The organism is Nocardia sp. NPDC050697 (genome assembly GCF_040654395.1).
Taxonomy (GTDB): domain Bacteria; phylum Actinomycetota; class Actinomycetes; order Mycobacteriales; family Mycobacteriaceae; genus Nocardia.
Genome location: NZ_JBFAHY010000003.1, coordinates 410,301 through 428,130 on the forward strand (window position 1 = coordinate 410,301; position 17,830 = coordinate 428,130).

The 17,830-nt window shown below is 72.2% G+C and carries 17 protein-coding genes; 4 read left to right on the forward strand and 13 right to left on the reverse strand.

From position 1 onward, the window contains the following. The gene (locus AB0H71_RS13455) at positions 1–633 is read right to left on the reverse strand and encodes a CPBP family intramembrane glutamic endopeptidase (protein ID WP_357019287.1); all 633 of its coding nucleotides are present in this window, start codon (positions 631–633) and stop codon (positions 1–3) included. Continuing rightward, positions 630–2,369 (reverse strand): alpha/beta hydrolase, encoded by a 1,740-nt coding sequence (locus tag AB0H71_RS13460; RefSeq protein WP_357019290.1) that lies wholly within the window; start codon positions 2,367–2,369, stop codon positions 630–632. The genes AB0H71_RS13455 and AB0H71_RS13460 overlap by 4 nt, the downstream gene beginning before the upstream one ends. A 217-nt stretch (positions 2,370–2,586) precedes the next feature. Between AB0H71_RS13460 and AB0H71_RS13465 the strand changes: the two genes are divergently transcribed. Then, on the forward strand, positions 2,587–2,874 hold the full coding sequence (locus AB0H71_RS13465) for a YiaA/YiaB family inner membrane protein (RefSeq protein WP_357019293.1): 288 nt from the start codon (positions 2,587–2,589) through the stop codon (positions 2,872–2,874). On the opposite strand, the gene purL is transcribed toward AB0H71_RS13465, so the two are convergent. Continuing rightward, the gene (purL, locus tag AB0H71_RS13470; protein WP_357019296.1) at positions 2,875–5,166 is read right to left on the reverse strand and encodes a phosphoribosylformylglycinamidine synthase subunit PurL; all 2,292 of its coding nucleotides are present in this window, start codon (positions 5,164–5,166) and stop codon (positions 2,875–2,877) included. A 102-nt stretch (positions 5,167–5,268) separates the two neighbouring features. Between purL and AB0H71_RS13475 the strand changes: the two genes are divergently transcribed. Beyond that, the gene (locus AB0H71_RS13475; RefSeq protein ID WP_357019298.1) at positions 5,269–6,492 is read left to right on the forward strand and encodes a glycosyltransferase 87 family protein; all 1,224 of its coding nucleotides are present in this window, start codon (positions 5,269–5,271) and stop codon (positions 6,490–6,492) included. Here AB0H71_RS13475 and AB0H71_RS13480 read toward each other — a convergent pair. The 4 genes from AB0H71_RS13480 to purS all read right to left on the reverse strand — a co-directional run bounded on the left by AB0H71_RS13480 (position 6,450) and on the right by purS (position 9,496). Beyond that, entirely contained in the window at positions 6,450–7,742 is a 1,293-nt protein-coding gene (locus AB0H71_RS13480) for a M18 family aminopeptidase (protein ID WP_357019301.1), read from the reverse strand. The two genes, AB0H71_RS13475 and AB0H71_RS13480, sit on opposite strands and share 43 nt — an antisense overlap. 148 nt (positions 7,743–7,890) lie before the next feature. Then, entirely contained in the window at positions 7,891–8,313 is a 423-nt protein-coding gene (locus tag AB0H71_RS13485) for a MarR family transcriptional regulator (RefSeq protein ID WP_233021127.1), read from the reverse strand. A 272-nt stretch (positions 8,314–8,585) separates the two neighbouring features. Beyond that, positions 8,586–9,263, reverse strand: coding sequence for a phosphoribosylformylglycinamidine synthase subunit PurQ (gene purQ / locus AB0H71_RS13490; RefSeq protein ID WP_357019304.1), 678 nt, complete (start codon positions 9,261–9,263; stop codon positions 8,586–8,588). Beyond that, the gene (gene purS, locus AB0H71_RS13495; protein WP_357019307.1) at positions 9,260–9,496 is read right to left on the reverse strand and encodes a phosphoribosylformylglycinamidine synthase subunit PurS; all 237 of its coding nucleotides are present in this window, start codon (positions 9,494–9,496) and stop codon (positions 9,260–9,262) included. The genes purQ and purS overlap by 4 nt, the downstream gene beginning before the upstream one ends. Before the next feature lie 126 nt (positions 9,497–9,622). Between purS and AB0H71_RS13500 the strand changes: the two genes are divergently transcribed. After that, a complete protein-coding gene (locus AB0H71_RS13500) occupies positions 9,623–10,273 on the forward strand; it encodes an MBL fold metallo-hydrolase (protein ID WP_357019310.1) in 651 nt (216 codons plus the stop codon). A 156-nt stretch (positions 10,274–10,429) separates the two neighbouring features. Here the strand turns inward: AB0H71_RS13500 and AB0H71_RS13505 are convergent, their stop codons facing one another. From AB0H71_RS13505 to AB0H71_RS13515, 3 genes are all read right to left on the reverse strand, one after another. After that, positions 10,430–10,624, reverse strand: coding sequence for a hypothetical protein (locus AB0H71_RS13505; protein WP_357019312.1), 195 nt, complete (start codon positions 10,622–10,624; stop codon positions 10,430–10,432). A gap of 303 nt (positions 10,625–10,927) precedes the next feature. Next, the gene (locus tag AB0H71_RS13510; protein WP_357019315.1) at positions 10,928–11,632 is read right to left on the reverse strand and encodes a DUF2334 domain-containing protein; all 705 of its coding nucleotides are present in this window, start codon (positions 11,630–11,632) and stop codon (positions 10,928–10,930) included. 87 nt (positions 11,633–11,719) lie between these two features. Further along, positions 11,720–13,876, reverse strand: a complete 2,157-nt coding sequence (locus tag AB0H71_RS13515; RefSeq protein WP_357019317.1) for a S9 family peptidase — start codon at positions 13,874–13,876, stop codon at positions 11,720–11,722. Positions 13,877–13,998: 122 nt separating this feature from the next. Here AB0H71_RS13515 and AB0H71_RS13520 point away from each other — a divergent pair, with 122 nt between their 5' ends. After that, positions 13,999–15,048 (forward strand): DUF2330 domain-containing protein, encoded by a 1,050-nt coding sequence (locus tag AB0H71_RS13520; RefSeq protein ID WP_357019319.1) that lies wholly within the window; start codon positions 13,999–14,001, stop codon positions 15,046–15,048. On the opposite strand, the gene AB0H71_RS13525 is transcribed toward AB0H71_RS13520, so the two are convergent. The 3 genes from AB0H71_RS13525 to AB0H71_RS13535 all read right to left on the reverse strand — a co-directional run bounded on the left by AB0H71_RS13525 (position 15,045) and on the right by AB0H71_RS13535 (position 17,701). Beyond that, positions 15,045–15,470, reverse strand: coding sequence for an HIT family protein (locus tag AB0H71_RS13525; protein ID WP_357019322.1), 426 nt, complete (start codon positions 15,468–15,470; stop codon positions 15,045–15,047). The two genes, AB0H71_RS13520 and AB0H71_RS13525, sit on opposite strands and share 4 nt — an antisense overlap. A gap of 122 nt (positions 15,471–15,592) precedes the next feature. After that, the gene (purB, locus tag AB0H71_RS13530; protein WP_357019325.1) at positions 15,593–17,056 is read right to left on the reverse strand and encodes an adenylosuccinate lyase; all 1,464 of its coding nucleotides are present in this window, start codon (positions 17,054–17,056) and stop codon (positions 15,593–15,595) included. 6 nt (positions 17,057–17,062) lie between these two features. Then, positions 17,063–17,701 (reverse strand): TetR family transcriptional regulator, encoded by a 639-nt coding sequence (locus tag AB0H71_RS13535; protein ID WP_357019328.1) that lies wholly within the window; start codon positions 17,699–17,701, stop codon positions 17,063–17,065. Positions 17,702–17,830 lie beyond the last annotated feature (129 nt).

The following is a 17,830-nucleotide window of genomic DNA, read 5'->3' on the forward strand; positions in this document are numbered from 1 at the left end:
TTACCCGGGGCGCGAGCGGGCCAGCCGCGGGGTGACGGCGCCGCCCGCGTTCAGGGCGTAGTGCAGCAGGGCGGGGGCCGTGGCGCTGCCGGTCCGGCGGCGGAGCGCGCCGAAGATCAGTCCGGCCGCGGTGGTGACGGCGATGGTGGGGAGGATCGGGTCGCCCGCGGCGCGGGCCGGGGCGATGTGCCAGAGGCCGAAGGTGAGGGCGGTGAGCGGGGTGCCCGCGATGGGGTCGAGGGTGCCGCGGAAGATCAGCTCCTCGCTGTAGACGGTGCCGAGCGGGATGTGCGCGCCGACCCACTCCGGGAGGGAGACGCCCGGCGACCGGTCCGGGGTCGCTGCCAGTGCCCTCCGGGCGGGTGGCAGCGCGAGCGCGGCGCCGTAGCCCGCGAGCACCGCAGCCGCGGCGCCGAGCCCGAGGCGCCATCCGGCCGCCGCACCCCACCGGGGCTCACCGGCGAAGACCCGCGCGTAGCCGGTCGCGAAGGCGACATTGGCGGCGGTCCGTCCGCGGATGTCGAGCGCCAGCCGGGGCAGCACCGCGTTGTGCCACACCAGCGGCGCGGCCACCGCGAGCAGCGCCCGCCCCACGCTCACCGCGTGCGGGCACTGCGGCGGGGAGCCGCTCACTTGGTGGCCCGCTCGAAATCCTCGGCCGCCTCCAGCTGGATCCGGACGCTCTCGGCGAGCTCCGCGTTCCACTCCGGCGGGGCGGCGACGGCGGCCCAGCCGTCGATCACCAGGTCGCCGTAGCGGTGGCCGTGCCCGTCGCTGACCCCCTGCGCATTGGTGAGATCGGCGGCGACCTGCCAGAAGGTGACGAAGGGGTACCAGCGCATCTGCGAGGAGACGTCGGAGCCGCGCGGCTCGGAGAGCCAGTCCGGCTGCGAGAAGATCAGGTCCGTCGACCACCAGACGATGGGGTCGGAGGCGTGCTGCAGGTACGCGATGCGCGGCGTCCGCCACTCCGCCGCGGGCCGGCCCAGATCCGCCCGCTCGGCCGCGAACCGCACCACCAGCCCGTCCGCGTACACCGGCTGCACCTCCCGCGACCCGGGATCGCGCCGGGTGACGAACTGCTTCCACAGCCGGTTCGAGTTCGGCGGCCCGACCCAGAGCGCCCCGTCCACCTGCGCGCGCAGGTCGGCCAGCCCGTCGAAGGCCTCCTCCGACCCCTGCGACCCCAGGCTCTCGCCGTACACCAGCAGCTTGGGCCGCGCCTGCGGCGGCAGCACCGACCAGCGCTCGTACACCGCGTCGAAGAGCTCGCGCCCCGCGCTCGCCGCCTTGCTCCGGTCGGCCAGGAAGGAGAGCACGCTCGGCAGGTAGGAGTACTGGGTGGCGACGATGGCGCTGTCGCCGCCGTACATGTACTCGATCGCGCCCGCGGCCGTCGAATTCACCCAGCCGGTGCCGGTCGTCGTCATGAGGACGAGCACCCGGCGCTGGAAGGCGCCGGTGCGCTCCAGCTCGGCGACGGCCAGCTCGGCCTGGGTCAGGTCGCCGTCGCGCGACTCCAGCCCGACGTAGGCGCGGATCGGCTCCGCGGCCTGCCGCCCGGTGACGGCGGCGATCCGGCTCCGGCTCGGCCCGTGCGAGACGAACCAGCGGCCCTCGAAGCCGAGGGTGTCCCACTCGGCCAGCGACTCCGGGCTGCCGGAGCGCTCCGGCAGCACCGGCTGCGTGGCGTAGGCGGAGGTGTCGTCGTTGCGCACCTTGAACGCCTCGTTCGCCACCGCGAAGAAGGCCTGGCTGGCGACGCCGTTGAATACCGTGACCGCCACCACCACCAGGACGAGCAGCCCGACCGCAGGGGCCAGCTCGCGCGGTATCCGGACCCGGTGGTTCAGCTCCCTGGCCAGCACGGTGACGACGGCGCGCACGGTCCGGTAGACGGCGACCACCGCCACCCCGACGGCCACGCTGAGCAGCCCGGTGCGCAGATAGGCCGGGGTAGGGGTGCCCTCCATGCCCATCAGCGCGCTGATCTCGCGCTGCCAGCGCGCCGACTGCACCAGCATGAAGCCGGCGCCGAGCGCCGCCGTGAGCAGCACCGCCGACTTCGCCGCGTACCGCACCCAGGTGGGCGGCTCGGAGACCCGGCCGCGCACCCGCGGCCACACCCAGATCCGGAACAGCCACTCCAGCACGCACCCGACCCCGTACCCGAGCGCGGCGTTGATCCCGGACACCAGCCCCTGGAACAGCCAGTCCCTCGGCACCAGCGACGGCGTCACCGAGAGCGCGAAGAAGAGCGTGGCGACGACCAGCCCGGCGTAGTTGAGGTCGATGATGATCTCGGTGTGCCTGACCACGATCAGCACCCGCCTGCGCAGCCGGGTGAGCGTCGGGGAGGTCGCGGGCACGACGGGGCTCAGCGGGCCGGCGCGGCGGGGAGCTGGGCGGACGTCACCGGAACAGTATGGCGGGCCGCTGGGACATCCCCCGGCGGCGGCTCGCGGCGACCGCGTCACACCCGATAAGGCACGGCTGCTCCAGCGCCTGCCCACAGGCAACTACTCGGGACCGCTCGAGTAATCACACGCAGGCGCCTCCCCCGCCCGCGCCGGAGACTCGATGTCCATGAGCACTCCCAACGCACAGTCGACGATGACCTCGGCCTATGTGGCGCAGGCCTCGATCGCGTTCGGCGTCAGCTTGATCGGGGCGGGCGTCGGCATCCTCTACCTACCGCTGGACGTGTGGCAGCGCGGCTTCCTCGGGATGTCCGTGCTGTTCCTGGTGACCAGCTCGTTCACCCTGGCCAAGGTGGTCAGGGACCGGCAGGAGTCGGATTCGCTGCGGGTCCGGGTGGACGAGGCCAGGCTGGAGAAGCTGATCGCCGAGCACGACCCGTTCAAGGCCGCCTGATCAGCGCAGCGCGCCGAAGAGCCGGGGCAGCGTGCCCTCGAAGGCGGCCCGCAGCTCGGTGAGCGGCACCGAGAACTGGCCCTGCACCTCGACCGAGTCGGAGCCCTGGTCCACCACCCCGATGCGCACCGCGGGCAGCCCGCGGGCCTCGCACATCTTGCTGAACCTGGTCTCCTCGGAGCGCGGCACGGCGACCAGCACCCGCCCCGCCGACTCGGAGAAGAGCGCGACGAAGGGGTCGGCGCCCTCCGGCAGCAGCACCCGGCAGCCGGTCTCGCCGGCCAGCGCGGCCTCCACGACGGTCTGGATCAGCCCGCCCTCGGAGAGGTCGTGCGCGGCGCTGATCATGCCGTCCCGCGACCCCGCGGTGAGCACCTCGGCCAGCAGCTGCTCGCGGGCGAAGTCGACCTTCGGCGGCACCCCGCCGAGGTGATCGTGCGCCACCTGCGACCAGATCGAGCCGCCGAACTCGTCGTGCGTCTCGCCGAGCAGGATGAGCGTCTCGCCGGGCTCGGTGCCGATCCCGGTGGGGATGCGCCGGTGCACGTCGTCGATGACGCCGAGCACGCCGACCACCGGGGTCGGCAGGATGGCGTCCTGCCCGGTCTGGTTGTAGAAGCTGACATTGCCGCCGGTCACCGGGATGCCGAGCGCCACGCAGCCGTCCGCGAGCCCGCGCACCGCCTGCTGGAACTGCCACATGACGCCGGGATCCTCGGGCGAGCCGAAGTTCAGGCAGTTGGTGACGGCCTTGGGGGTGGCGCCGGTGACGGCCACATTGCGGAACGCCTCGGCCAGCGCCAGCTGCGCGCCGGTGTAGGGGTCGAGCTTGGTGTAGCGGCCGGAGGCGTCGGTGGCGAGCGCGATGCCGCGGCCGCTGGTCTCGTCGATCCGGATGACGCCGGCGTCCGCGTGCTCCGCGAGCACGGTGTTGCCGCGCACGTAGCGGTCGTACTGCTCGGTGATCCACCGGCGGCTGCACAGCTGCGGGCTGGCCAGCATGGTCAGCAGGGTTTCGCGCAGCTCATCGGGGGTGCCGGGGCGGGCGAGGCGGTCGGTGCCGTCGGCGATCAGGGCATCCTGGTAATCCGGGCGCCGCACCGGGCGCTCGTAGACCGGGCCCTCGTGCGCGACGGTGCGCGGCGGGACGTCGACCACGGTCTCCCCGTGCCACGTGACGATGAGCCGCTCGCCCTCGGTGACCTCGCCGATCACCGTGGCCAGCACATCCCACTTCCGGCAGACCGCCATGAAGGCGTCGACGTTCTCCGGGGTCACCACCGCGCACATGCGCTCCTGGGACTCGCTGGAGAGCACCTCGGCCGGGGTCATGTCGGCCGCGCGCAGCGGCACCCGGTCCAGCTCGACCCGCATGCCGCCGTCGCCCGCCGCCGCGAGTTCCGAGGTGGCGCAGGCCAGCCCGGCGCCGCCGAGATCCTGGATGCCGACCACCAGCTTCGCCGCGTACAGCTCCAGGCAGCACTCGATGAGCACCTTCTCGGTGAACGGATCGCCCACCTGGACGCTGGGCAGCTTCTTGCGGCCGCCGCCGGACTCGTCGCCGGAGAAGGTGTCCGAGGCGAGCACCGAGACGCCGCCGATGCCGTCGAGCCCGGTCCGCGCACCGAAGAGAATGATCTTGTTGCCGGTGCCGGAGGCGAAGGCCAGGTGCAGATCCTCCACCCGCATGACGCCGGCGCAGAGCGCATTCACCAGCGGATTGCCCTGGTACGAGGCGTCGAAGACGGTCTCGCCGCCGACATTCGGCAGCCCGAGCGAGTTGCCGTAGCCGCCCACCCCGCGGACCACGCCGTCCACCACGCGCCTGGTGTCGGCGGCGTCGGCGGCGCCGAAGCGCAGCTGGTCCATCACCGCGATCGGGCGCGCGCCCATGGCCATGATGTCGCGCACGATGCCGCCGACGCCGGTGGCCGCGCCCTGGTAGGGCTCCACGTAGGAGGGGTGGTTGTGGCTCTCCACCTTGAAGGTGACGGCCCAGCCGTCGCCGATGTCGACCACGCCGGCGTTCTCGCCGATCCCGGCCAGCATGGAGGCGCGCATCTCGTCGGTGGTGGTCTGGCCGAAGTAGCGCAGGTGCACCTTGGAGGACTTGTACGAGCAGTGCTCGCTCCACATCACCGAGTACATGGCGAGTTCCGCGTCGGTGGGGCGCCTGCCGAGGATCTCCCTGATGCGGGCGTACTCGTCGTCCTTGAGCCCGAGCTCGGTGTAGGGCTGCGCGGTGTCCGGGGTTGCCGCTGCGGCGCTGACGGTGTCGACCTGCGAAGTCACGGGAGTACCAGGGTCCTTTCGGGCCGAGTTCGCGATGCGAGGAATCGCCCGCGAGTTTAGCCGTGGTCCGAACCGGGAATCGCACCCGCTACCCTGTGCCGCGTGAACGATCGATCGGGGGTTGCCGATTCGGCACGGCGGCAGCGCCGGTTGCTGCTCCTCGCGATCGGCCTGTTCGCGCTCTCGGCGACCGTCTCGCTGCTGCTGCACTGGTGGGACCACTACATCGACCTGCAGGTCTACCGCAACGGCCCGCGGGTCTGGCTGGACGGCGGCGAGCTGTACGGCCCGATGCCGCCGATCGGCGACCTCGCGCTCCCCTTCACCTACCCCCCGCTGGCCGCGCTGCTCTTCGCCCCGCTGGCGCTGGTGCCGCTCGGGGTGGCGGAGATCGTGGTGCTGCTCTCCTCGATCGCCAGCCTGGCGATCACGCTGTGGCTGGTGCTGATCCGGCTCCGCCCCGAGCTGGACCGGATGACGGTCCTGACCGCGGTGATCGCCGCGGTGGCGCTGGCCCAGATGCTGGAGCCGGTCCGCCAGACCTTCGGCTTCGGCCAGATCAACCTGGTGCTGATGGCCGCGGTCGCGCTGGACTGCCTGGCGCCGAAGACCTTCTGGCCGCGCGGCATGCTGATCGGCATCGCGGTCTCGGTGAAGCTCATCCCGGCGGGCTACCTGCTCTTCTTCCTGCTGCGCCGGGACTGGAGGGCGGCGGGCACGCTGGTGGTCTCGGCGGCCGCCGCGGTCGGGGTCGGGTTCCTGTTCTTCCCGAAGGACTCGGTGCAGTACTGGTCGGAGACGCTGGCCAATACCGATCGGATCGGGCCGCCGTACTTCGCGGGCAACCAGTCGCTGAAGGGGCTCGCCTTCCGGCTCGGCGTGTCCGACGGCGCCGCCACCGCGCTCTGGCTCGGGCTCGGCGCGGTCGCGGTGGCGCTGGCCGCGATCTGGATGCACCGGCTGCTCGCCGCCGATCGCCCGGTCTCCGCGCTGCTGGTGAACGCCGCCGCGCTGCTGCTGGTCTCGCCGGTCTCCTGGTCGCACCACTGGGTCTGGGCGGCCCCCGCGCTGCTGCTGCTCGGCGTGGCGATCGCCGAGGGCAACCGCTCGCGGCCGCTGCTCATCGGCACCGGCGCGCTCGCGCTGCTCTTCCTGATCGGCCCGCAGTGGCTGCTGCCGCACGCCAAGGACCGCGAGCTGGAGTGGGCCTGGTGGCAGCAGATCATCGGCAGCAGCTACGTCTGGGTGACCTTCCTGGTGCTGGTCGCCGGGGTGGCCGCGGGTCAGGCCGCCGGGGTGAGGAAGGCCGCGAGCGCGGCCGCGTAGGCGGGGACGTCGGCCGCGCCCATGAACTCGCGCGCCGAGTGCATGGCCAGCTGCGGCGCCCCGACATCGACGGTGCTGATACCCGTGCGGGCGGCGGTGATCGGGCCGATGGTGGAGCCGCAGGGCAGGTCCGCGCGGTGCACGTAGCGCTGCAGCGGCACCCCCGCCTCGGCGCAGGCCAGCGCGAAGGCGCCGGTGCCGACGGCGTCGGTGGCGTAGCGCAGGTTCTGGTTGACCTTGAGCACCGGGCCGCCGTTCACCGCGATCCGGTGCGCGGGCTCGTGCCGGTCCGGGTAGTTGGGGTGCGTGGCGTGCGCCATGTCACCGGAGGCGACCAGCGAACCGGCGAGCGCGGCCAGGTACTCCGCGCGCCCGCCGCCGGCGGCGAGCACGATCCGCTCCAGCACCGCGGGCAGCAGGTCGGACTGCGCGCCGCGCTCGGACTGGCTGCCCACCTCCTCGTGGTCGAAGAGCGCGAGCACCGGCAGCGCCGCGCCCGGCTCGGCCAGCGCGGCCAGGAAGGCGGCGAGCCCGGCGTAGCAGGTGGCCTGGTTGTCCAGCCGGGGCGCGCTCACCAGGTCGCGGTCCCGGCCGACCAGGGTGCTCGGCGCGAGGTCGTGCGTCATGAGCTCCCAGCCGAGCACGTCCGCCGGGACCACACCTGCCTGCTCGGCCACGTGCGCGACGAAGGAGCCGCGCTCGGTGCCGACGCCCCAGACGCCGTTGACGTGCCGCTGCGGGTCGAGCGTGACCCCGCGCCGCTCCTCGGAGAGGTGGATGGCGAGCTGCGGCACGCGCAGGATCGGCTCGTCGATCCGCACCAGCTGCTCGCGCAGGCCGCCGTCCGGGTCGCGCAGCGTGAGCCGGCCGGAGATGCCGAGGTCGCGGTCGAGCCAGGAGTTCAGCCAGGCGCCGCCGTAGGGCTCCAGCCCGACCAGCTGCCAGCCGGCCGAGAGCAGGTCGGGGTGCTGCTTGACGCGCAGGTTGGGGCTGTCGGTGTGCGCGCCCACCACCCGGAACCCGGCGCCGCGCGGGCTGCCCTCGGTGCTCCAGGCCACCAGCGAACCGCCCCGGATCACGTAGTAGCGGCCCGGCTCGCCCGCCGCCCATGGGTCGGCCTCGCGCAGCGCGCGGAAGCCGCTGGCCTCCAGTTCCCGGCTCACGGTGTGGCAGACGTGGAACGGGGAGGGCGAGGCGTCGATGAAGGCGCACAGGCCGGTGGCGGTGGCGGTGGTGCTGACGACGGGCATGCCCGCGATCCTAGGCAGCGCGCCGCCGCCCGGCCCGGCCCAGGTGCGGCGCCGTCAAGTCCTATTGACGATCCGGAATCACTTGCGCATCATTCGAGCACATACGCCACAATTCCGGCGGGAATGCCCACGAATTTCATCGGATGAATCAACCGACGGTCTGCGCCACCAGATCCAGCAATCGGAGCAGTTCCGCATATCGCCGTGCGCCGATCCGGGAACGCAGTTGCTGCTCGGCCCGATACTCCTCCGCGCGCACCGCCGCGACCAGCTCGGCGCCCAGCTTGCTGAGCCCGATCAGGATGCGCCGCCGGTCGTCCTCGGCCGCCACCCGGAAGATCAGCCCGCGTTCGGCCAGCGCATCGGCGTGCCGAGTCGCCGACGAGGGCGGCAACTGCGACTTCGCCGCCAATTCGCTCATCGTGGTCCGGCCGTCGACGGAGAGATTCGACAACATCGACCACTGATCCGGGGAAAGCTGGCGCGCGTACAAAGCGTCGTCGAGGTGACGCACCCAGCTCCGCTCCGCGGAACGCAACGCGCCATGCAGCGTGGAATTACCGCCCACCATGGTTTCCACAATTGTCCTGACTGCCTCGAGAATTGGAACGAGGGGAAGAGTACCGAACCCGGAAAATTCGCGTGAGCGAGTGGTGTCCACCGGTCACCGGACACCGCGCGGGTGTCCGAAAAGTCGGCTGTGCCAGCTCAATTCGACTTCCAATACTCGAAATGCAATTTTCAGCGAGAGGATTCGGCGCGCACCCCCGGGCCCCCGGAAACGCCACCGGCCCGGACCGCGCGGGTGCGCGATCCGGGCCGGGAGCGGAAATCCGTTGCGGGTCAGGCCGCCACGAGCGAATCCAGGACCGAGAGGAAGAGCCCGAGCCCGTCGTCGCTGGGGCCGGTGAGCGCCTCGGTGGCGTGCTCGGGGTGCGGCATGAGCCCGACCACCCTGCCGTTCGCCGAGGAGATCCCGGCGATGCCGCGCTGCGAGCCGTTCGGGTTGTCGCCGGAGTAGCGGAAGACCACCCGGCCCTCGCCCTCCAGCTGGTCGAGCACCTCGGCCGAGGCCTGGAAGCGGCCCTCGCCGGACTTGAGCGGGACCAGGATCTGCGCACCCGGCTCGAACCGGCCGGTCCAGGCGGTGGCGGTGGACTCGACGGTGAGCCACTCGTCGCGGCAGACGAAGTGCAGCCCGTCGTTGCGGGTGAGCGCGCCGGGCAGCAGCCCGGCCTCGCACAGCACCTGGAAGCCGTTGCAGATGCCGAGCACCGGCAGCCCCGCGCCCGCGGCGCGCACCACCTCGCCCATCACCGGGGCGAACCGGGCGATCGCGCCGGCCCGCAGGTAGTCGCCGTAGGAGAAGCCGCCGGGCACGATCACCGCGTCGACCGCCTTGAGATCGGCGTCGGCGTGCCACAGGTTCACCGCCTCGGCACCGGAGAGCCGGACCGCGCGGACCGCGTCGACATCGTCGAGCGTGCCGGGAAAGGTGATCACCCCGATGCGCGCGCTCATGACAGCCGGACGACCTTCCACTCCTCGATGACGGTGTTGGCGAGCAGCGATTCGGCGATCTGCTCCAGCTCGGCGTCGCTCACCGAGTCCTCGACATCGAGCTCGAAGCGCTTGCCCTGCCGCACATCGGCGACTCCGGCGAATCCCAGGCGGGGAAGCGCACCGACGATGGCCTGACCCTGCGGATCCAGGATCTCGGCCTTCGGCATCACCTCGACCACGACTCGTGCCACGCGTTTTCTCCTCGGGAGAGTTCGGGGGTTTACCGGCACAGCGTAGTCGCGGCGGGGGCGGGCGACCCGGCAGGGGGTGCGAGATCACAGCGGGTCACGTCGGTGACCGGCGACTAGCATCGCCGCATGCGCATAGCTCACTTCGGACACTCCTGCATCCTCGTCGAGCTGCACGGCACGAAGGTGCTGTTCGACCCGGGCACCTTCGCGCACGGTTTCGAGGGCATCACCGGGCTCGACGCCATCGCCGTCACCCACCAGCACCCGGACCACATCGACGGCGACCGGATCGGCGCGCTCATCGACGCCAACCCCGGCGCCCGGCTGCTCTCCGACCCGCAGACCGCCGAGCTGCGCCCGGAGCCGTGGGAGGCGGTGCGCGCCGGGCAGGTGCTCACGGTCGGCGGGATCACCGTCACCGGCGGCGGGGGCAGGCACGCGGTGATCCACCCCGACCTCCCGGTGATCGACAACACCGTCTTCCAGCTCGGCACGCCGGCCGAGCCGGCGCAGCTGGTGCACCCCGGGGATTCGCTCTGGGTGCCGCCGAGCCCGGTCGGCGTCCTCGCCATCCCGGCGGCGGCGCCGTGGATGCGGGTCAGCGAGGCGGTGGACTATCTGCGCGCGGTTCGCCCGCGGGCCGCGGTGCCGATCCACTACGGGATCGTCGTGCCGGAGGCGCGGGGGATCTACTTCGGGCGGCTGGCCGAAATGGGGCCGGAAGGTACGGAGTTCTCGCCGATCGAGCAGGAAGGCGACAGGGAGTTCCCCGGCTGAGGTTTCGCTACACGTGCGTTATTCGGCGCCGGTCGGCCGAAAAACGAAATTGCACGTGCATCGGCAATTTCGCGGAGTTTATTCTGCCGCGGACATGAAGCCGCCCCGCGCCGGGGGTAGGTCCGGGGCGGGGCGGTCGGGTCAGCGCTGGCCTGGTCAGCCCGCGCTCGCGCTCAGGGTGTCCAGCAGGGTCGTGATCAGTTCGAGCAGGGTGTCGAGCATTGCGCTTTCCTTCCTGTCAATTTCTAGCTTCCGGATACCACACTCACAGAATTGCACCGATCCACGGGGAAGCAAACGCATCACGGCAAAGAATTTTCCGGATTTCTTTTCGGCGGCGTTGAATTCCACGGAGTGAATTCGGGGCGACAGCGGCGAATCCGACCGAAACAATAGAAATCAGCGCGAACTCGGGTTGCCGGTGTCGTACCGGCGATTTGCCGGACGGTGGCGCGGAGCGATCCGGACATACCGGTCCGGTATCCGGCTCCGAGGGTGCGGCACCGGCCGCAGGTACGGCCGGGGCGGTGTTCAGGGGGCTTGTCATACCCGCCGACGGCGAACGACCGGCGAAACGGGGCACCGGTCCGCGACTCGGCGCCGTCACCCGGCTACGCCATTCGCGGGCAACGGCGCCGATGCGCCCGGCCGGGCTCAGGCCGCGCGGGTCGCGGTGCTGTACGGCTCCCAGCGGTACAGCTGCCCGGCGGCGCCGTGGTAGAGCGCCAGGTCGACGGCGTCGAGCACGGCCTGCCGCGGGCCGGAGCGGGCCAGCTGCGCCCCGGAGACCGCGAGCCGCACCACACCGCCGCGCTTGGCGGTCCGCGCGGCGCCGAGTACAAGCGCCCGGCACCACCAGGGCTCGGTGCGGAAGCCATCGCCGATGCCGTACACCCTGGTCCGCTGCGCGGTATTGCGCTCCAGGTCGACGATCGAGGTCAGCCCGAGCGCCAGCCGGAAGCCGACATCGGGCAGCGCCTGCATGGCGCCGGCCGAGGCGTCCCAGCGCGGGGCCGCGAAGAGCCGGGTGCGCAGCCCCACCCGCTCCATCACCCGGTCGGCCGCCATCAGCCGCAGCCGGGCCTCGTGCCTGGGCAGCGCGCCGAACTCGGCCCGCCTGCGCTTGGTGGCGGCCTGGTCGTAGCCGTGCAGCACGATGGCGTCGCCGCCGCCGCGCCGCCCGCGCAGCCAGGCCAGCGTGGCCGGGTCCTCGGTCAGCCGGTAGCCGCCCTTCAGCCGCGGCGCGACGAGCAGCGAGAGCGGCACACCCCGGTCGTCCATCGCGCCCGCGAACTCGATCGCGGCGTCCCGGGTGGTGTCCCGGATTCCGGATACGGAGACGATCAGCTCGGCAGTCATACCGGCAACGGTGACAGGGCGACATGTCCGCGGCGTGCAGCCGGGATGACGCCGAGACCAACACCGGTCACATTTCGGAGCGGTTCGCTATGACGACGCGACCTTGCCCAGCCCGACGGTGTCCAGCACCCAGGCGTACTCGAAGGCGACTTCCTTCCACTTCTCGTAGCGCCCGCTGACCCCGCCGTGGCCCGCGCTCATCTCGGTCTTGAGCAGCAGCGGGGCATCGCCGGTGGCCACCGCGCGCAGCCGCGCGACCCACTTGGCGGGCTCCACGTAGAGCACCCGGGTGTCGTTCAGGCTGGTGATCGCCAGAATCGCCGGGTAGCTCTTGGCCTCGACGTTCTCGTACGGCGAGTAGGACTTCATGTACGCGTAGACCTCGGGGTCGGCGAGCGGGTTGCCCCACTCGTCCCACTCGATCACCGTGAGCGGCAGCGAGGGGTCCAGGATCGAGGTCAGCGGGTCGACGAAGGGGACGTTCGCGAGGATGCCCGCGAAGAGCTCCGGCGCCAGGTTGGCCACCGCGCCGACCAGCAGCCCGCCCGCGCTGCCGCCGTCCGCGATCAACCGGTCGGCGCTGGTGCGGCCGGTATCGATCAGGTGGCGGGCGGCGGCGACGAAGTCGGTGAAGGTGTTCTTCTTGCGCAGCGTCTTGCCGTTCTCGTACCAGAGCCGGCCCATCTCGCCGCCGCCGCGCACGTGCGCCACCGCGAAGACCATGCCGCGGTCGAGCAGCGAGAGCCGGGAGACCGAGAAGCCGGGGTCGATACTGGCCTCGTAGGAGCCGTAGCCGTAGAGCAGCAGCGGCGCGGCGGTGCCCGCGGGCACCGCGTCCCTGCGCCAGACCAGCGAGATCGGGATGCGGGTTCCGTCCTCGGCGACGGCCCAGTCCCGGCGCTGCTCGTAGAGCTCGGGGTCGTAGCCGCCGAGCACCGGCTGCTCCTTGCGCAGCAGCAGCTCGCCGGTGCCGGGGGCGTAGTCGAAGACCCGGGTCGGGGTGGTGAACGAGGTGAGCCCGATGCGCAGCGTCGGCTGCTCCCACTCCGGGTTGGCGCCGAGCCCGACCGCGAAGAGCGGCAGGTCGAACTCGAGTTCGCGGCGCTCGCCGTAGCCGTCGGCGGTGAGCGGCCAGACCGCGAGCCGGCTCAGCGCCTCCCTGCGATAGCCGAGCACCAGGTGGCCGGCGAAGGCGTCGACATCCTCCAGCCGCACGTCGTCGCGGTGCTCGATGAGCAGGGTGAGCGCGGCGGGGTCGCCGACCGGAGCCTCGGCCAGCACGAAGTTCTCCGCCTTCACGCCGTCGACCACGTCGTTGTGCAGGACGAGGAAGCGGTCCTCGCCCGCGACCACCGCATGCTCGACGCTGTACTCCACGCCCTCGCGGCGCGGCAGGATCACCCGGAACTCACCCTCCGGGTCGGCCGACTCCAGCATCCAGCCCTCGCTGGTGATCTTGGAGGCGACCCAGATGAGCAGGTACTTCTCCGAGCGGGTGGTGCCGATGCTCACCCAGTACCGCTCGTCCGGCTCGTGGAAGACCTTGGCGTCGTCCGCGGCGACGGTGCCGAGCCGGTGCCGCCACACGGTGTCCGGGCGCCAGGATTCGTCCACGGTCTGGTAGAAGACGTGCGTGCCGTCCAGCGACCAGGTGGCGCCCGGCGCCGTGCCGGGGATCTCGTCGCCGAGCTGCTCGCCGGTGCGTAGGTCGAGGAAGCGCAGCAGGTAGCGCTCGTCGCCGACGGTGTCGGTGGAGTAGGCGAGCAGGGTGCCGTCGTTGCTCACCGAGAAGGCGCCGAGCGCGAAGAAGTCGTGGCCGTCGGCGAGCACATTGCTGTCCAGCAGCACCTGCTCGCCGGGGATCTCGGTGCCCGCCTCCAATTGCGGCGGGGTCCAGGCGTCGAGCCCGGTGGCGGCCGGGTCGACCGGGCACCGGCAGTGCACGCCGTACTGCTTGCCCTCGAAGCTGCGCGAGTAGTACCAGTACTGCCCGAGCCGGGTCGGCACCGAGAGGTCGGTCTCCTGGGTGCGGGCCTTGATCTCGTCGAAGATGGCGGTGCGCAGCTCGGCCAGGTGCGCGGTGTTCGCCTCGGTGTAGGCGTTCTCCGCCTCGAGGTGGGCGATCACCTCGGGGTCGTCCTTGTCGCGCAGCCACTCGTACTCGTCGATCACGACGTCGCCGTGCTGCACGCGCTCGGTCGGCACGGTCTTCGCGACGGGGGGCGGCACACTCTCGACAGACATGCGCACCACCCTACTGTCGCGCGGCCTCCATGCCGTGCTCGTGCGGGACACCCGCACCCGGTCGGCCCAGCCAGCGGCGGCTTCGCCAGTATCGCAGGCCGGGCCTCCATTACGCTCGCTCCATGGCTTTCGCGGCGCGCCCCCGTCCGGCCGGTGTGCTGGCAGCCCTGCTCCTCGCGGTCGCCGCGCTCACCGGCGGGGCTGCGGTGCCTGCGGCGGCCTGCGCCTGCGGTGCCGTCGCCGGCACCGGCGAGACCGCCACGGTCAACAACGAAGTGGCGCTGGTGCACTGGGACGGTGCCCGCGAGACCATCCTCATGCAGCTCGCGCTGCGCGCCGACGGCGACCGCGCGGCGCTGGTGGTGCCGACCCCGGCGCCGGCCACGGTGAGCGCGGGCTCGGCGGACACCTTCACCGAACTCGAGCGGCGGACCGCGCCGGAGATCGTCACCGAGCGGGACTTCTTCGGCTCCGGCGACTTCGACGGGCTCGGCTCGGCCGCCGCGCCGGGGGCCGCGCCGACGGTGCTGAATAAGGTCACGCTCGGCCCGCTGGAGGCGACCACGCTCGCCGGCGGCGGCCTCGACGGCGTCCGGAACTGGCTGCGCGACAACGGCTACCGCATGCGCCCCGAGGTCGTCGACACGCTCGCGCCCTACCTCGCGGAGGGGTGGTCGTTCGTGGCCATCCGGCTCACCGGCGCGGACGGCCTGGACGGCGCGCTCGACCCGGTGCGGCTCACCTTCGACGCCACCGCCCCGGTCTACCCCATGCGCATGTCGTCGGCGGCCACGCTGCCGCAGTCGGTGCGGCTCTACGTGCTCGGCGAGCACCGGGTGCGCCGCGCCGACCCGGACGCGCCGCACCAGTTCACCGATGTGGAGTTCGCCGGCCGGCTCACCGAGCCCGACGACCCGCTGCTCCGCGAGCTCACCGCGGGCCGCACCGGCTACCTCACCGAGCTGGCCGTCTCGATCGCCGAGCCCGCCCGCATCACCAGCGACTTCACCTTCGCCGATGCCGACTCCGACGCCGAGCACCGGGAGCGGATCACCCGCACCGAGCAGGTGCAGGTGCTCGGCTTCCCGGCCGGGCCGGTGATCCTCGGCGCCGCGCTCCTGGCCGCCACCCTGGTGGTGATCGCGGTGCTCCGGGTCTTCCGCAGAACCTAGGCTCTGGAGAGCGCGCCGCGAATGGAGCCCGCGAGGTAGTCCAGGTCGGCGCGCGGCGGGGAGGTGGCCCTGGCGCGCAGCCCGAACCCGTCGCCCGGCGTGCGCGGGATGACGTGCAGGTGCACGTGGAACACCTCCTGGCCCGCGGTCACCCCGTCGGCCAGGAAGAAGTTCACCCCGTCGCAGCCGACCTCGCTCGCCCGCAGCGCCGCCGCGAGCCGCTGCCCCACCTGGAACAGCTTGCCGCCGAGCGCGGGGTCGAGCTCGGCGAGGTTGCGCGTCACCACCTTCGGCACCACCAGCAGGTGGCCGGGGGTGACCGGGCGGATGTCGAGGAAGGCGAGCACGTCGGGGTCGTCGTACACCACGCTGGCCGGGGCCCGCCCGGCGATGATGTCGGCGAAGATCGTGTACGGGTTCACGGCACCACTATGGCGCAGCGCGAATCGGCGCAGCGCGCGCACGGCCCGTGACCGCGGCGCCACGGCTCGCGACTGCGCCGCCATCGCGCGCAAACGGGCGGCGAGGCGCCGCGTCCGCGTGCTCAGAGGATCGGCGCGGGGGTGTACCGGGCCGCGTCGGGGTAGCGGGCCACCAGCTCCTCGACCGCCGAGATGACAGCGCCGGTCTGGGCGTCGGCGGCGCCGACGAAGGCCGACTTGTCGGCGAGCGCGGCATCCAGCGCGGCGCGGTCCAGCGGCAGCCGGTCGTCGGCGGCCAGCCGGTCCAGCAGGTCGGGCTCGCGCCCCTGCTCGCGCATGGCCAGCGCCACCGCGACCGCGTGCTCCTTGATGACCTCGTGCGCCGTCTCCCGCCCGACCCCGGCGCGCACCGCCGCCATCAGGATCCGGGTAGTGGCGAGGAACGGCAGGTAGCGGTCGAGTTCGCGGGCGACCACCGCCGGGTAGGCGCCGAACTCGGCGAGCACGGTCAGGAAGGTCTCCATCATGCCGTCGATGGCGAAGAAGGCGTCCGGCAGCGCGACCCGGCGCACCACCGAGCAGAAGACGTCGCCCTCGTTCCACTGCGCCCCCGCCAGCTCGGCGGCCATCGAGGCGTACCCGCGCAGCACCACCTGCAGGCCGTTCACCCGCTCGCAGGAGCGGGTGTTCATCTTGTGCGGCATGGCCGAGCTGCCCACCTGCCCCGGCTGGAACCCCTCGGTGACCAGCTCGTGCCCGGCCATCAGCCGCACGGTGTGCGCGAACGACGACGGCCCCGCGCCCACCTGCACCAGCGCCGAGAGCACATCGTGGTCGAGCGAGCGCGGATACACCTGGCCGACGCTGGTGAGCACGGTGCCGAAGCCGAGGTGCGTGGCGACCTGGCGCTCCAGCCGGGCCAGCTTCTCCGGGTCGCCGCCGAGCAGGTCGAGCATGTCCTGCGCGGTGCCCATCGGGCCCTTGATGCCGCGCAGCGGGTAGCGGTCGATGAGCTCGCGCAGCCGGGTGAGCGCGATGAGCAGCTCGTCGGCGGCCGAGGCGAAGCGCTTGCCGAGCGTGGTGGCCTGCGCGGCGACATTGTGCGAGCGCCCGGCCATCACCAGGGCGCGGTACTCGGCGGCGCGCTCGGCCAGCCGGGCCGCCACCGCGACGCCGTGCGCGTGCACGTGCTCCAGCGAGAGCCGGAGCTGCAGCTGCTCCACGTTCTCGGTGAGATCCCGGCTGGTCATGCCCTTGTGCACGTGCTCGTGGCCGGCCAGGGCATTGAACTCCTCGATCCTGGCCTTGACGTCGTGCCTGGTCACCCGCTCGCGCGCGGCGATCGAGCCGAGGTCGACCCGGTCGATGACGCGCTCGTAGTCGGCGACCACCTCGGCGGGCACGTCGACGCCGAGCTCGGACTGCGCGCGCAGCACCTCCAGCCAGAGCCTGCGCTCCAGCACGATCTTGTTCTCCGGCGACCACAGCCGCACCAGCTCGGGCCCGGCGTAGCGGGTCGCGAGCACGTTGGGCACCCGGCCGGGCGCGGTGTTCTCGGGTGCGGGGGCGGTCTCGGCAGTGGTCACGTCCGGTCAGTCTAGTGACCGGAGCCGATCGGGCTGCTGGGACGTCGCCGGGGCGACGATGTCGATCACCTCGAGCAGCGCGCCGCGCGCCGCCCGGCGCGGCTCCGGGTTCATCTCACCGAGCGCGGCGACCACCGCGCCGTCCACCACCGCCACCAGCCTGCGCAGCTGCTCCTGCCGGACCACCCGGTCGGAGCGGCGCAGCACGTCGGCGAGCAGCTCGTCGAGCTGCTGGCGTAGTCGGAGCTGCACGCCGCGTAGCTCGGGGTGCCTGGCGGAGGCGACAGAGCGCTCGTAGCGGGCGATCAGCCTGCCGCGCGCGCCGTCGTCGGTGCCCTCCGGGCCGACCAGCAGGTCGAGCACCAGGTCGACGGTCGCCTCGGCGCCCCTGCGGCGGTGGCTCACCTCGCCGACCCGCCTGCGCATGCCGTCGACCTCGGCGTTGCCCGCGAATTCGACCGCGCGTGCGATCAGATCCTCGAGCGATTCGAAGTAATACGTCGTCGATGCCAGTGGCAGGTCGGCGCGGGTTGCGACCGATCGGTGCCGCACCGCCTCGAAACCGCCTTCGAGCAGGAGCTCTGCGGCGGCTGCAACCAGAGCCTGGCGACGCCGTTCGCCTTTCGGGGTCGTCGCGGTTATCACCGTGCCATCGTGCCAGTCGTCATCAATACATCCGTGCGAAATCGAAAGAGGAAGAACACAGTTACCCGATTTTTACCCGATCGGGCCCCCCGCGGTGCCGTACTGCGCAAAGTTGTTGCCGGCCAGCTA